This is a genomic window from Rothia sp. 110740021-2 (genome assembly GCF_054263775.1).
Genome location: NZ_JBSZFE010000001.1, coordinates 155700 through 168789 on the forward strand (window position 1 = coordinate 155700; position 13090 = coordinate 168789).

Annotated in this window: 14 protein-coding genes; 13 read left to right on the forward strand and 1 reads right to left on the reverse strand. The window is 60.2% G+C overall.

Annotated features, from left to right (window positions below; translation table 11 throughout):
• The first annotated feature begins 97 nt into the window (after window positions 1-97).
• The 5 genes from ACUXHH_RS00675 to folE all read left to right on the forward strand — a co-directional run bounded on the left by ACUXHH_RS00675 (window position 98) and on the right by folE (window position 5360).
• Window positions 98-322 carry a helix-turn-helix transcriptional regulator gene (locus ACUXHH_RS00675; protein ID WP_458390603.1) on the forward strand — a complete coding sequence of 75 codons (225 nt, stop codon included), beginning with the start codon at window positions 98-100 and terminating at the stop codon, window positions 320-322.
• A 31-nt stretch (window positions 323-353) separates the two neighbouring features.
• On the forward strand, window positions 354-1487 hold the full coding sequence (tilS, locus tag ACUXHH_RS00680) for a tRNA lysidine(34) synthetase TilS (RefSeq protein WP_458390604.1): 1134 nt from the start codon (window positions 354-356) through the stop codon (window positions 1485-1487).
• Window positions 1488-1668: 181 nt separating this feature from the next.
• Window positions 1669-2220: a hypoxanthine phosphoribosyltransferase gene (hpt, locus tag ACUXHH_RS00685; RefSeq protein WP_279742227.1), complete on the forward strand. Its 552-nt coding sequence runs from the start codon at window positions 1669-1671 to the stop codon at window positions 2218-2220.
• Between the two features lie 364 nt (window positions 2221-2584).
• Window positions 2585-4789, forward strand: a complete 2205-nt coding sequence (ftsH, locus tag ACUXHH_RS00690; RefSeq protein ID WP_458390605.1) for an ATP-dependent zinc metalloprotease FtsH — start codon at window positions 2585-2587, stop codon at window positions 4787-4789.
• Window positions 4776-5360, forward strand: a complete 585-nt coding sequence (gene folE, locus ACUXHH_RS00695) for a GTP cyclohydrolase I FolE (RefSeq protein ID WP_005504347.1) — start codon at window positions 4776-4778, stop codon at window positions 5358-5360. Before ftsH ends, folE begins: the two co-directional genes overlap by 14 nt.
• Before the next feature lie 149 nt (window positions 5361-5509).
• Here folE and ACUXHH_RS00700 read toward each other — a convergent pair whose 3' ends face one another.
• Window positions 5510-5710 carry a hypothetical protein gene (locus tag ACUXHH_RS00700; RefSeq protein WP_280925884.1) on the reverse strand — a complete coding sequence of 67 codons (201 nt, stop codon included), beginning with the start codon at window positions 5708-5710 and terminating at the stop codon, window positions 5510-5512.
• 236 nt (window positions 5711-5946) lie between these two features.
• On the opposite strand from ACUXHH_RS00700, the gene folP reads away from it, so the two are divergent.
• From folP to panC, 8 genes are all read left to right on the forward strand, one after another.
• Window positions 5947-6906, forward strand: coding sequence for a dihydropteroate synthase (gene folP / locus ACUXHH_RS00705; RefSeq protein ID WP_279788327.1), 960 nt, complete (start codon window positions 5947-5949; stop codon window positions 6904-6906).
• Between the two features lie 53 nt (window positions 6907-6959).
• Entirely contained in the window at window positions 6960-7364 is a 405-nt protein-coding gene (gene folB, locus ACUXHH_RS00710; protein ID WP_279742224.1) for a dihydroneopterin aldolase, read from the forward strand.
• The gene (gene folK / locus ACUXHH_RS00715) at window positions 7364-7969 is read left to right on the forward strand and encodes a 2-amino-4-hydroxy-6-hydroxymethyldihydropteridine diphosphokinase (protein WP_279742223.1); all 606 of its coding nucleotides are present in this window, start codon (window positions 7364-7366) and stop codon (window positions 7967-7969) included. The genes folB and folK overlap by 1 nt, the downstream gene beginning before the upstream one ends.
• Before the next feature lie 45 nt (window positions 7970-8014).
• Window positions 8015-8533, forward strand: a complete 519-nt coding sequence (locus ACUXHH_RS00720) for a DUF3180 domain-containing protein (RefSeq protein WP_279742222.1) — start codon at window positions 8015-8017, stop codon at window positions 8531-8533.
• Window positions 8520-9218 carry a PH domain-containing protein gene (locus tag ACUXHH_RS00725; RefSeq protein ID WP_314077634.1) on the forward strand — a complete coding sequence of 233 codons (699 nt, stop codon included), beginning with the start codon at window positions 8520-8522 and terminating at the stop codon, window positions 9216-9218. Before ACUXHH_RS00720 ends, ACUXHH_RS00725 begins: the two co-directional genes overlap by 14 nt.
• The gene (locus tag ACUXHH_RS00730; RefSeq protein ID WP_458390606.1) at window positions 9218-11089 is read left to right on the forward strand and encodes a PH domain-containing protein; all 1872 of its coding nucleotides are present in this window, start codon (window positions 9218-9220) and stop codon (window positions 11087-11089) included. The genes ACUXHH_RS00725 and ACUXHH_RS00730 overlap by 1 nt, the downstream gene beginning before the upstream one ends.
• 93 nt (window positions 11090-11182) lie before the next feature.
• Complete coding sequence (locus ACUXHH_RS00735; protein WP_458390607.1) at window positions 11183-12145, forward strand: Rossmann-like and DUF2520 domain-containing protein; 963 nt, start codon at window positions 11183-11185, stop codon at window positions 12143-12145.
• Window positions 12142-13089, forward strand: a complete 948-nt coding sequence (panC, locus tag ACUXHH_RS00740; RefSeq protein WP_458390608.1) for a pantoate--beta-alanine ligase — start codon at window positions 12142-12144, stop codon at window positions 13087-13089. The genes ACUXHH_RS00735 and panC overlap by 4 nt, the downstream gene beginning before the upstream one ends.
• Window position 13090: the final 1 nt, after the last annotated feature.

The following is a 13090-nucleotide window of genomic DNA, read 5'->3' on the forward strand; positions in this document are numbered from 1 at the left end:
ATACAGCCTCAGAGAGATTCTTGGGGTGCTATTATGGGCATATTACGAAGAATAGTTCGTATAAATTGAGATTCTGTAGCGGTGAGGAGGAAGCCCCATGGTATTCGACGCAACGGGGTTCGCGCAGGAATTTGGTGCCCAGGTTCGCGCCGTCCGCAAGTACGAAAAAATCACTCAAATGGAGTTGGCGTGGATGGTTGGGATCAGCGATAAAACGATTCGTGATATTGAACGTGGGCTACCCGGCCCATCAATTGGTGCGGTCCTCAAGGTCGCCCAAGAGCTCGGCATCGAGTTGACTATTGCCAACCCCCTCACCTAACCCTCCCGCACGCCTATATAAAGGAACCACCATGCAGAATGGACGCGCAGGACGCCTGCACCCCGCCGTCGGCACTGCCCGCCGCCACCTCGCCGCCGCCCTCGAAAAGCTCCTTGGCGCCGGAAGCATCAAAGCCACCGGACGCTCCCGCACCGCCTCTACCGCGGACGCCGCCGACCTACCCTTGCTCCTGGTCGCCTGCAGCGGCGGCCCCGACTCCCTCGCGCTGGCAGCCATTGCCGCGCACTTTGCCCGCCGCAGCGACGTACGCGTAGGCGCCATCATCGTCGACCACGGCCTACAAGAAGACTCCGCCGCAATCGCCGCGCAGACTGCGCAGACCCTTGCCGACCTGGGGCTTCACCCCGTCATCACCGAAAAAGTGCAGGTTCCCGCCGGTAACATGGGCCCCGAAATGGCGGCACGCACCGCCCGCTACAGTGCCTTCGCGAGAGCCATCGAGGCGACCGGTGCCCGTGCCGTACTGCTCGGCCACACCCTTGACGACCAGGCAGAAACCGTGCTGCTCGGCCTGAGCCGAGGCTCTGGCACACGCTCCCTAGCGGGCATGCCGCCTGTACGCGTCGAAGAGGGCGTCACCTACCTGCGACCCTTCCTTGACCTGCGCCGCACCGACATGCTCGACATCTGCGACGCCGAAACCCTCACGCCCTGGATTGACCCGACCAACACTGACCAATCCCTCATGCGTGCCCGCATCCGCCACAGCGTGCTGCCCTACCTGGAGAAGTATCTCGGGGGGGACGTCGCCTGCTCCCTGGCGCGCACCGCCTCCGTAGCTGGCCCCGATGCCGAATACCTCGACGAACGGGCACAGGCAGCCTACAAGCAGGCAATCCTACCCGCCGGAACCGCTGTGCGCGGCATCGAAGGCGAGGACGCCGTGCTGCTGGACCGTGCGCAGGTGGCGGCGCTGCATCCGGCGCTTCGTTTGCGTGTGCTTGCGACGGCCTGTAAAGCCGCCGGGGGAGAGAACCCGGGCTTCGAGCGACTGCGGGCGCTGGACTTTTTCACCGCCGAATATGCGGTAGCTGGACCCGTTCAGATGCCCGGTCACGTAAGCGCGTACCGTCGCCGCAAAATTGTGCATCCAGCAACTGGTAAATGCCTGGACGTGCTCGTATTAGTGCTAACTCGACCCTAACTAGGTACCCGCGGAGCCTCCTCAGCACACACTGTCTGCGTGGTAAGGTGCGCCGCGGCGCCGTTTTAAGCCATACTTAAGGCGAACATCATCCACATTGTCCGCTGGGGGAAAGTATGAAACCCCGTACCTGGGGCTCCGGCGGAGACGCAGAGCGTCTAAAGATACGAAGGAATACATCGTGCAGGCTATCGACGTGCAGGACGATATTAAGAACGTTCTCTTCAGCAAGGAAGAGGTTAATGCGAAGGTCGCCGAACTGGCGGCGCGCATCGACGAGGACTACGCCGGTAAGGACGTGCTGTTGGTGGGTGTTCTCAAGGGCGCCATCATGATTATGGCTGACCTTTCCCGTGCTCTCAAGGGCCACTACACCATGGACTGGATGGCTGTTTCTTCTTATGGTTCCGGCACCAAGTCCTCAGGTGTTGTGCGTATCCTCAAGGACCTGGATACCGACCTGGTAGGCCGCAACGTCCTGATTGTTGAAGACATCATTGACTCCGGCCTGACCCTGGCATGGCTGCAGCAGAACCTGATTTCTCGCGGCGCAGCTTCCGTTGAGATTTGCACCCTGCTGCGCAAGCCTAAGGTTGTCAAGGCTGACGTTGACGTCAAGTACGTCGGTTGGGACATTGAGCCCGAGTTCGTTGTTGGTTACGGCCTGGACTTCGCTGAGAAGTACCGCAACCTGGACTGTGTCGCAACCCTGCACCCGCACGTTTACTCCTAAGCCTTCACCTCAGCAACCATGCTGTTGGTGGTGACGCCTCGCTTCCTCACGTTTGTGGGGGAGCGGGGCGTTGCTGTACCCGACTGTGGATATATCCGGAGATGGACGCGGGAGACGCAGCCACCCAGACGTACCGTTGCCGCGGATACTAGCTACCAAAGATACCAGCCGCCGCGAATACCCGACGAAGAAGATGCACTTTCAGCCCCGCCGAATGCTACAACCCTTTAGCCCGCAGGTGAAATAGAGAAGCCCGGTACCTAGCCGCTCGCTGAGGTAGGGTACATTTAAGGTTGCATCGTAGGGTGTTCCGGCTAGCAGGCCGCACCCCAACGGGTAACAGCCGCAACGTAAGGACAAAGCATTGGCGCAAAACCCCAATACTCCGCAGAAAGGCTCGGAGGCCTTCCTGAAGAAGCTGATTCATAGCTCCTGGTTCTTTCCGGGTGTAGCTATTGTGGTCATGCTGGGTTTCCTCATGACCTCCTTCTTCACTCAGCCCTCGCGTCAGGTGGACACTAACGTCGGTCTTCAGCTGCTCAACGACCATCAGGTCAAGAGCGCAAAGATTTACGACGGCGACCAGCGCGTCGAGCTGCAGCTTAAGGACGACTACAAGAAGGGCAACGACAACTACGGTAAGTCGGTGCGCTTCTACTATGTGCAGCCCCGCGGCAACGAAGTTGCTAAGGCAATGGAATCCGCTGAGCTGGAAAGCTACACGGACCAGCCGGTTGAGCACAGCTTCCTGGGCTCCCTGGTGTCCCTGCTGTTGCCGATTCTGCTCTTTGGTGTGCTCTTCTGGTTCCTGATGGGACGAATCGGAGGCGGCTCCTCCGTGATGAGTTTCTCCAAGTCCCGCGCGAAGAAGTTTACCAAGGACAAGCCGGAGGTACGTTTTAGCGACGTCGCCGGTGTGGACGAGGCGCTCGCTGAACTGGAAGAAGTCCGCGAGTTCCTGGCTGAACCCGAAAAGTTCACCCGCCTGGGTGCAAAGATCCCCAAGGGCGTTCTGTTGTACGGCCCTCCCGGCACCGGTAAGACCCTGCTCGCCAAGGCTGTGGCGGGCGAGGCTGGCGTGCCGTTCTACTCGATTTCTGGCTCTGACTTCGTTGAAATGTTCGTAGGTGTGGGCGCGTCCCGCGTGCGCGACCTGTTCAAGGAAGCGAAGAGCGACCCCGCCGCCATCGTCTTCGTCGACGAGATTGATGCTGTTGGTCGCCGCCGTGGCGTCGGCATGGGTGGCGGTAATGATGAGCGTGAGCAGACCCTGAACCAGATGCTGGTTGAGATGGACGGCTTTGACGGTAACTCGAACGTCATCGTCATTGCGGCAACGAACCGACCTGATGTTCTGGACCCGGCGTTGCTGCGTCCTGGTCGTTTTGACCGCCAGATTGGTGTGGACGCACCCGACATGCAGGGCCGCGAACACATCCTGCGCGTTCACGCGGCAGGCAAGCCGATCGCTAACACTGTTGACCTGGCTCAGGTCGCGAAGCGTACCCCCGGCTTCACCGGCGCTGACCTGGCGAACGTCATGAACGAGGCGGCTCTGCTGACCGCCCGTGATAACGGTAACGTGATTGACGACCGCGCTATCGACGAGGCGATTGACCGCGTCATGGCTGGTCCGCAGCGTTCCTCGCGCATCATGAACGAGCACGAACGTAAGGTCACCGCATACCACGAGGGCGGTCACGCCCTGGTCGCGGCGGCACTGCGTAACTCCGCGCCGGTCACGAAGATTACTATTCTTCCGCGTGGTCGCGCCCTGGGTTACACCATGGTCATGCCGCAGGATGACAAGTACTCCACGACCCGCCACGAACTGCTCGACCAGATGGCGTACGCGATGGGTGGCCGTGCGGCTGAGGAAATCGTCTTCCACGACCCGTCCACCGGTGCTTCTAACGACATTCAGAAGGCGACCGACACCGCCCGCAAGATGGTTACCGACTACGGTATGAGTGCCGTGATTGGTTCCGTGAAGCTCGGCGGCGAAGATACCGAACCGTTCCTCGGCGGCGGCGGAGCTTCGGCACGCAACTACTCTGATGCAACCGCGGCAAAGGTCGACACTGAGATTCGCGCCCTGCTGGAGCAGGCACACGATGAGGCATTCCAGATTCTGTTGGAAAACCGTGATGTTCTAGACCGCCTCGCCTTCGCCCTGCTCGAGAAGGAAACCCTGCTCGAGAACGAGATTGCCGAAATCTTCAAGGATGTTCGCAAGCGCCCCGAGCGTGAGTACTGGTACTCCAAGCCGACCCGCGAGCGCACCGACATCCCGCCGGTGAAGGCACCGAGCGAGCTGGCGAAGGAAGCTGAAAAGGCTGAGGAAGCACCTGTCACTGCACCGGCAGCTCCTGCTACGGCACCTACTGTTCCTGTAGCACCGGCTGCACCTGCACAGCAGGCACCCGTACAGCCGCCGGTCACCAACCCGGATGCCGACCCGACCGTCGCAATGCCCACCCAGCAGTACCCGAACTACCCTGTGCCTCCGGCGCAGCGCCCGGAGAACGGCACCCCGAACCAGAATGGAGAAGAGAATGAGCGAGGCTAAGAACGCCGTCGACCAGCCGCGTATTGAGGCTGCCGTCCGTGAGATTCTGCTCGCGATTGGGGAGGACCCGGACCGTGACGGTCTGCAGCAGACCCCGGCACGTGTTGCGCGCGCCTACGCGGAGTTCTTCTCGGGCTTGCACCAGGACGCTGGCGAGATTCTGGGTACGACCTTCGACATTGCCCACTCTGAGATGGTGTTGGTGAAGGACATTCCGTTCTACTCCACCTGTGAGCACCACCTGGTACCTTTCCACGGTGTGGCGCATGTGGGTTACATTCCCGGTCCGGACGGTAAGGTGACCGGTCTGAGCAAGCTTGCCCGCGTGGTGGATATGTACGCTCGCCGCCCGCAGGTGCAGGAGCGTCTGACCACGCAGGTGGTGGAGGCTCTCGAGGAGCACCTGAACCCGCGCGGCGCGATTGTGGTGATTGAGGCTGAGCACATGTGCATGTCAATGCGCGGTGTGCGTAAGCCGGGCGCGAAGACCGTGACCAGCGCGGTACGCGGTGCGCTGATGAATGGCGCAACCCGTGCGGAGGCGATGAGCCTGATTTTCTCGCAGCGCTAAGCGCACTCTAGACACGTTAAAAGGGGCGGAGGTGAAAACCTCCGCCCCTTTTCGCATCGCCAAAGTGCTCCGAGAGTGTGTTGTGAGCTGTCGCCTCCTGAACGGCGGTGCAGTGAATACTATGCCTCAGAAGCTAGAAGAGCCCGCCACTAACGCTGCAGGCTATCCTTCGCCTCGCTCGGATCATCCCAACCCAGGACAAGCGTTACGATCAAGCCCAGGGCAATGAAACCGCAACTGGTTGCGGTGCCGAAAGCAATCCAACGCACGGCGGGAGCATTTTCAGCGAGCACAATAGTCACCAGCGCGGCAAGAGCCACCAGGGAGAGGATCCAAGCTCCAGTCTTCATATTCACAATGAGTCACTTCCTAGAGTATGTATGTGTGGGGGGCGCGCTGCCGACTAGGAATGCGCCCGGTGCGGTATGCGTGCTCTCCCAGCATACCCTTAAATAGGTATCTGTAATGCAAATATTGCATGTCGTGTCACCAGAATCGCCCCGTCGGTGTCCCGACCCCCGCCCAAATAGCGCTTCCAATCACAGCGGCACACATGGGAGCACCGCAGATTCGGTACGATAAATTTATGACTGAATCCACACACACCACTCGTGTAGCCTCTCTGCCCTGCGATGCGCTCGCTGCTGAACGCACCCTCGTGATGGGCATCCTCAACGTCACCCCCGACTCCTTCAGTGACGGCGGACAGCACTATGCCGCCACCGATGCTATCGCCCACGCCGCCCGCATGATCGCTGAGGGCGCCTCCATTATCGATATTGGCGGCGAGTCCACCCGCCCCGGTGCAATCCGCATCAGTGTGGAGGAGGAGCAGCGCCGCATCCTGCCCGTTATTGAGGCAGTCGCGCAGATGGGCACCACCATTAGCGTGGACACCATGAACCCGCAGACTGCCCGTGCCGCCATCGCCGCGGGTGCGCACATCATCAACGATGTGTCCGGTCTGAACGTGAGCGATGAAATGATTAAAACCGCCGCCGAACTGCAGGTGCCGTACATCCTCATGCACGCCCGCGGCACCTCCCAGACCATGAACAGCCTGGCGGAGTACCCGCGCGGCGTGGTCACCGAGGTTGTGGAGGAGCTGACCGGCCTGCGTGAGCGTTTCCTTGCCGCCGGTGTGCTGCCGCAGAACCTGATTCTTGACCCGGGTCTGGGCTTCGCGAAGGGTGGCATGCAGGACTGGGAGCTGCTCGCCGCTATTGATGAGCTGCACCGCCTGGGCCACCGCTTGCTCATTGCCGGTTCCCGCAAGCGTTTTATCGCTAACGCCCTGACCGCGGCGGATATGGCGCTGGCTGAGCGCCTGAATGCGAGCGGTTTCACCGCAACCGATGCGGGTGAGGCTGAACGTGAACTGTGGCAGCCGCTGTCGGAGCCGCGCCCGGCTCAGCATCGTGCCGTAGCTTCTGCGGCGGTGACCGCCCTGGTGGCGGCGCGCGGCGTGTGGGCGGTGCGCGTGCACGACGTGCCCGCCAGCGTGGATGCGGTGACGGTCGCCTCCGCGCTGCGCTCTGTCAGCTAATACCGTTAGCTGCTCGCCAACCCAACGCCCCAAATACTTTCTAGGAGACCCCAATGACCCAGGCAGATTACGCACGCCACGACCGTATCACTCTTACCGGCATTACCGCCAAGGGCTACCACGGCGTGCTCGACTTTGAGAAGCGCGACGGCCAGCCCTTCGTCGTGGACGCGACCCTGTACAGTAATTTTTCTGCCGCAGCTGCCACCGATGACCTGACGAAGACTACGAACTACGCGCTGGTAGCGGAGCTTATCAACCGCGAGATTACCACCGGCTCGCTGGATTTGATTGAGACCCTTGCCATGAACATTGCCGAGGGTATTTTGGCTGATTTTGAGCGTATTGACGCGGTGGAAATCAAGGTTTCTAAACCGCAGGCGCCCATTGAGGTGCCATTTGGGTGCGTAGCGGTGAGCGTGTTCCGTGAGCGTGTCGCCGGTGAGGGGGTCCGTTAATGGCGGGCACCCAGAAACTAGGTATACAGAAGCACCGTGCGGTGTTGGCGTTGGGCTCGAACCTGGGCGAAAGCGAAGATACCCTAGAGCGTGCCATCGCCGACCTGGTGGCGAGTGGTGTGCAGCTGGTGCGCGCCTCCGGGCTGTACCGTACCGCCCCGGTGGGTGGTCCAGCGGGTCAGCCGGATTTCGTGAACGCGGTCATTGAGGTGACCACTGACCTGGGGGCCTACGAGCTGCTGAAGCTGTGTAACGCGGTGGAGGCGGCGTATCACCGTGAGCGCCTGGTGCGTTGGGGCCCACGTACCCTCGATATTGACGTGATTGACTATGATGGCATGATCTCTGAGGATCCGGTGCTGACTCTGCCGCATCCGCGGGCGCAGGAGCGTGCTTTTGTGCTGGTACCGTGGGCGCAGATGGACCCGCAGGCACGCTTGACGGTGACGCATCGTGCGAAGCCTTCGGGGGAGCGTGCGGATGAGGTTCCTGCACCGCTGAGCCGCGAGGTCGTGAACGTTGTAGAGCTGTCCCGTACGCCGATTGAGGCGGATGAAGACGCTATTAGCTATATGCGTGAGATGCAGGTACCTGATCAGCCTTAAATATGGCACCCTGGAAGGTAGAGGAACCTACCGAAAGGAAACACCATGAAGCCCCTGAGCTATTGGGCGATTATTGTAGCGGCGGTGTGTGCTGCCGCTGTCGCTCTTATGGTGAATTCCGTGATGATTGGCGCCGGTTTTGGAGAGCTGAATTTTTCGTGGATGCTTGGCGCGGTGTGCCTGCTGGTTGCGGCGGGTGCCGTGTGGCTGGGTGTGCAGGTGGCTCGTTATCGTCGTATTCAGACGCGTGAGAAGGCGCCGCATATGGGCCCGATTCTTGCGGCGCGTGCGGTGGCGTATGCGCAGGGGTCCATTATGACCGGTGCCCTGTTGGCGGGCTGGTGTGGCGCGATTCTTGGCTACCATTTGGCGATGGTGTCTACGCGCGGTTTTTCGGTGGTCTTTTGGGAGGTTCTTGTTAATTGTGTGGGCAGTGTTGCCTTGCTGATTGCTGGCCTGTGGGCTCAGCATTGTTGTCGTATTCCGCCGGGTGATGATGAGGATGTGGCCTCCTCGTCCGGTGCCGTAAAGCCGCGAGAGGGAGGAACCTATGTCGGCTCCTAACCAGAATAGTTATTCGCCCAATGGCCAGTACGGGCAGGACGCCCAGCAGGGCCCCTATGGGCAGAACGGGCAGTATCAGCAGCCCTATGGTCAGCATGGTACCCCGTATGGACAGCAAACAGAGTACGGTCAGCAGGTTCCGTCCGCAGCCTCGTACCCGAATGCGTCTCAGCCAGTTCCCGCGCAATCCGTACTGGAGCCGCAATGGGTGCCCGCAGCTTCCCGCTACCTGACAGTTCGCTTTGTTCACACCATTTCTGCTTTGGCGTTCCCGATTCTTGCGGGTGTTGCCATGTATTGTGCGGGTGCGTTCTTCGGCGGCCCGGAGGTACTGCGCATTATCGGTCTGGCTGTGATTGGGGTGTTTGGCCTGTGGGGTCTGTGGTGGATCCTGACCACTCCGCGCCGTACTCGCGCGCTCAGCTACGCGCTGGAGTCTAATCACCTGATGGCTCGCCGCGGTATCATGTTCCGTTCGATGAGCTCCATGCCGTACGGTCGCATCCAGTATGTTGATGTGGATTCGGGCCCGCTGGAGCGCATGTGCGGTGTTGCCCGCCTGACGGTGCGCACCGCGGGCACGACCACCGGCACGATGGTGCTGTTTGGTATTCCGCTGAACGTGGCGGAGGAGCTGCGTGCGGATTTAGTGCGCCGCGCCGATGAGCGAATGGCGGCACTCTAATGAGTACCCCGGTTCCGAATAATAACGCTCCGAACTCTCAGGATCAGAAGTGGTGGCGTGCCGATATCCGCACGTTCATTATGAACCTCTGGTTTATTATTCTGCTGGCGTTCGGCTTCTTCCAGAGCATTATCCTGAATATTCTGACCACCCCGCCGAACGAGTGGGGCGCGCGCCTGACGCAGGCATTTGACGAGAACAGCAGCTATTTCAGCACGACGTACTCGCAGCTCATCGGCTTTGCCGTGCTCCTGCTGATTCTGGCTGCTGGCTCGATTGACTGGTGGTTTACTCGCTATAGCCTGGACGATTTGGCGATTCACCGCCGCAGCGGTTTTCTGTTCAAGAAGAACCGCACGATTCGTCTGGAGAGCGTGCAGAGCGTGGACATTTCGCGTCCTCTGGTGACTCGTCTGCTGGGTCTGTCGGAGCTACGTTTTGAGGTGGCTGATGGCTCTTCGGAGGCGCTGCACATCAAGTACGTTTCAGCCCGTAAGGCGGAGGTTCTGCGCCGCACCGCGATGGCGAGTATTAACCTGCTGCGTTCGGAGGCGGCTGGCCGCCCGGTCGACGTGTCGTCCGATAGCATGCAGATTTCGACGGAGCGTATGCTGGATGCGGATCAGATGCACCAGCCGTTCGAGGCGTCCTATGGTGCGCCCGTGCAGGACAGCACCCAGCAGGTAGTGTCTCAGCAGGGATTCCAGCAGCCCGCACCCGACCAGTTTGCACCCGAGCAGTCTGTACCTCAGCATCCCTCAGCATCTCGCCGCGGCGCTCGCGGTCGTATGCCAATGCCGGTCGCAGCCGACCTCTCACAGCCGCCGATTTTTCGCATCTCGAATGTGCGTCTGATTGGCTCTATCATACTGGAGCACCTGGTGTGGCTGGTGCCCGCCGTGGCCCTCATGGTTGGCATTGCGGTCTTAGCCGCAATGCTGGAGGGTGAGAGCCCGTTCCTCATTTTCATGGCGATACTGCCCGGTACCTTCGCGCCTATGGTCGGTTACGTGGTTGCCCTATGGACACGTTTTGATGGTGCCGCGAACTTCAAAATCACCCCCAGCGGTCAGGGTGGTGTAACCCTGCGGTACGGTTTCACCGGCACGCACACCCAGAACGTGATGGTTGAGCGTATTCAGGCGCTGGTCGTGGAGCAGCCCATCCTGTGGCGTGCGTTTGGCTGGTACCGCATCAAGATGACCATTGCCGGTATTGGTATTGAGAAGAACGAAAACCAGAAGCTGGTGACCCGCAATATTGCCCTACCGGTTGGCAACAAGCAGGAGACGGTGATGGTGTTGCGTCTGCTGTTGCCCGCCCTAGATGAGGTGCAGGCGCAGGTGCTGCTGGATACCGCCAACAGTTCGCTGGAGAGTCAGAAGCCGCAGGTTCCGGCAATGATTGTGACGCCCTCTTCGGCGCGCTGGATGGATCTGCTCACCTGGAAGCGTAACGGTGTGACCACGGTCGGTTACACCGCCGGTTCGGTGCAGGCGACCACTTGCATTGATTCTGATGCGGCGTGCTCGAGTGTTGGTGAGCATACGCGAGGTGACCTGCTGCTGATTCGTGGTGGCTACTTTATCCGTGCCCTGTCGATTGTTCCGGTCAGCCGTGTGCTGAGCGTAAGCTGGGGTCAGGGCCCGCTGCAGCGTGCCTTCGGATGCGCGAGTGTGCATTTCGGTACGGTGCCCGGCCCGGTGCGTACGCTCATGATGCACTCGCCGCCACGCGTCTGCGAGAACCTGGTGTGGTTGATGACGGTTCGGCTGGAGGGTATTGAGCCCTACTACCGAGTACCGGAACCCGCGCTGGGTTCTGCGCCTGCTGCGAATGTGCCCGGCGCGAATGGGTACGGTGTGCGTTAACCCGCTACTAAAACTGCAAACACACCCTACCGCCGGTCTCCTGTTGTGTACCGGCGGCAGGCGGTGTTGCCAAGGGAGAATATACTTAAAGCCGTGATACAGCATTCAAAACCTGCGCGTTTGGGCATTGGAATTATTTCAGCCGGGAGGGTCGGAGCCGTCCTCGGTGCAGCTTTGCGCGCCTGCGAGCACACTATTGTGGGTGTTCACGCGGTGTCTGAGGCTTCTCAGGAGCGCGCCGCGATGCTGCTTCCCGATGTGCCGTTGCTGCCGGTGGAGCAGATTGCTGAGCGCAGCGAATTGCTGATTCTTGCTGTTCCTGATGACGAGTTGCCGGGCCTTATCACCTACCTGGCGTCCTCGGGAAGTATCACCGCCGGTCAGATTCTGGTGCACACCTCCGGCCGTCACGGCACTGAGCTTCTCGCACCGGCGACCGCGCTGGGCGCTATCGGTTTGGCGATTCACCCCGCCATGACGTTCACCGGCATGTCCGTGGATTTGCAGCGTCTGAACGGCACCTGCTTCGCTGTGACCGGACCCGCGCCGTTCATCCCGATTGCTCAGGCACTCGTGGTGGAAATGGGCGGCGAACCCGTGCACGTTGCCGAGGCTGACCGAGCGCTCTACCACGCAGCCTTAGCGCATGCCGCGAACCACCTCGTGACCATCTTGGGCCAGTCCCAGCAGATGCTTGCCTCTATCGGTATTGAGGACCCGGCACGCTATATGGGGCCGCTCGTTCGAGCCGCCGTGGATAATGCGCTCGCCAGCGGTGAAGGTGCTCTAACCGGGCCCGTGGCACGTGGAGACGCCGGTACCGTGAAGGCTCACCTTCAGGCTCTGAATGAGTATTCAGAGCCTGAAAAAACAGGTGATATTACAGACTCTTATGCCGCTCTGGCACATGCAACTGCAAAAAAGGCGCATAATAGAGGTTTGTTAAACGATGAGCAACTGGGACGAATTAAAAATCTGCTGGGCGATTCTACGGAATGCAACCAGCCCGGCGATATTGATGATTCAACCCCCGAAAACAAGGAGTTCTCGTCATGACTGAGACTTCGAAGCCCCGAGTTGTGACCACCATTGCGGATTTCCGTACGGTAATCACCGAATCCCTTGCCGCAGCGCAGGAGGAACTGGACCAGGTAGCCCGCCAGGAGGCGGAGCAGAATGGCACTGATGTTCAGTACCGTACCGCCACGCTGGGTTATGTGCCCACCATGGGTGCCCTGCACGACGGCCACGCAACCCTGTTGCGTCGTGCCGCTGAACAGAATGATGTAGTGGTCGCCTCCATTTTCGTGAACCCGCTGCAGTTTGGCCCCGGCGAGGATTACGAGGCGTACCCTCGTACTCTCGAAGCGGATGCTGCTCTGGCCGGTGCTGCCGGTGTTGACACTATTTTTGCCCCCGAGGTTGAAGAGATGTACCCCGATGGTGACCCGCTCATCCGCATTTCGAGCGGTGAGCTGGGTACTAAGTTTGAGGGTGCGACCCGTCCCGGTCACTTTGATGGTGTGCTGACTGTGGTCAATAAGTTCTTCAATATTATTCGCCCCGCGGCCGGTAACCACCAGGTGAACGCGTACTTCGGGCAGAAGGACGCTCAGCAGTACATCCTGATTCAGCGTATGGTGCGCGATTTCAACCATGACGTGACCATGCGCCCGGTGGTGATTGTGCGTGATGATAACGGTTTGGCGTTGTCTTCGCGTAACGGCTACCTGTCGGATGAGGAGCGTGAGTCTGCTCTCGTGCTGTCCCGCACCTTGGCGATGCTGCGTGAGAATTCACTGAACCGTGGTTTCCACGAGATTGACTTGGATGGTGCGCGCGAGCGGATTAATTCCACTCCCGGCGTGCGCCTGGATTATTTAGAGTTGGTTGATCCGATGACTTTCGGCGAGCCGACTGAGGAGTCGGAGCGAGTGCTGGCACTGGTTGCTGCGTACGTTGGCCCGACCCGCCTGATTGACAACATGGACCTGCGCTAAG

Bases quoted from the DNA above. Each gene is read 5' to 3' on its own strand.
- folB (WP_279742224.1), top strand. From the start codon at position 6,960: ATGACCCAGGCAGATTACGCACGCCACGACCGTATCACTCTTACCGGC.
- ACUXHH_RS00675 (WP_458390603.1), top strand. From the start codon at position 98: ATGGTATTCGACGCAACGGGGTTCGCGCAGGAATTTGGTGCCCAGGTT.
- folE (WP_005504347.1), top strand. From the start codon at position 4,776: ATGAGCGAGGCTAAGAACGCCGTCGACCAGCCGCGTATTGAGGCTGCC.
- tilS (WP_458390604.1), top strand. From the start codon at position 354: ATGCAGAATGGACGCGCAGGACGCCTGCACCCCGCCGTCGGCACTGCC.
- ACUXHH_RS00700 (WP_280925884.1), bottom strand. From the start codon at position 5,710: ATGAAGACTGGAGCTTGGATCCTCTCCCTGGTGGCTCTTGCCGCGCTG.
- ACUXHH_RS00720 (WP_279742222.1), top strand. From the start codon at position 8,015: ATGAAGCCCCTGAGCTATTGGGCGATTATTGTAGCGGCGGTGTGTGCT.
- panC (WP_458390608.1), top strand. From the start codon at position 12,142: ATGACTGAGACTTCGAAGCCCCGAGTTGTGACCACCATTGCGGATTTC.
- folK (WP_279742223.1), top strand. From the start codon at position 7,364: ATGGCGGGCACCCAGAAACTAGGTATACAGAAGCACCGTGCGGTGTTG.
- ACUXHH_RS00725 (WP_314077634.1), top strand. From the start codon at position 8,520: ATGTCGGCTCCTAACCAGAATAGTTATTCGCCCAATGGCCAGTACGGG.
- ACUXHH_RS00730 (WP_458390606.1), top strand. From the start codon at position 9,218: ATGAGTACCCCGGTTCCGAATAATAACGCTCCGAACTCTCAGGATCAG.
- folP (WP_279788327.1), top strand. From the start codon at position 5,947: ATGACTGAATCCACACACACCACTCGTGTAGCCTCTCTGCCCTGCGAT.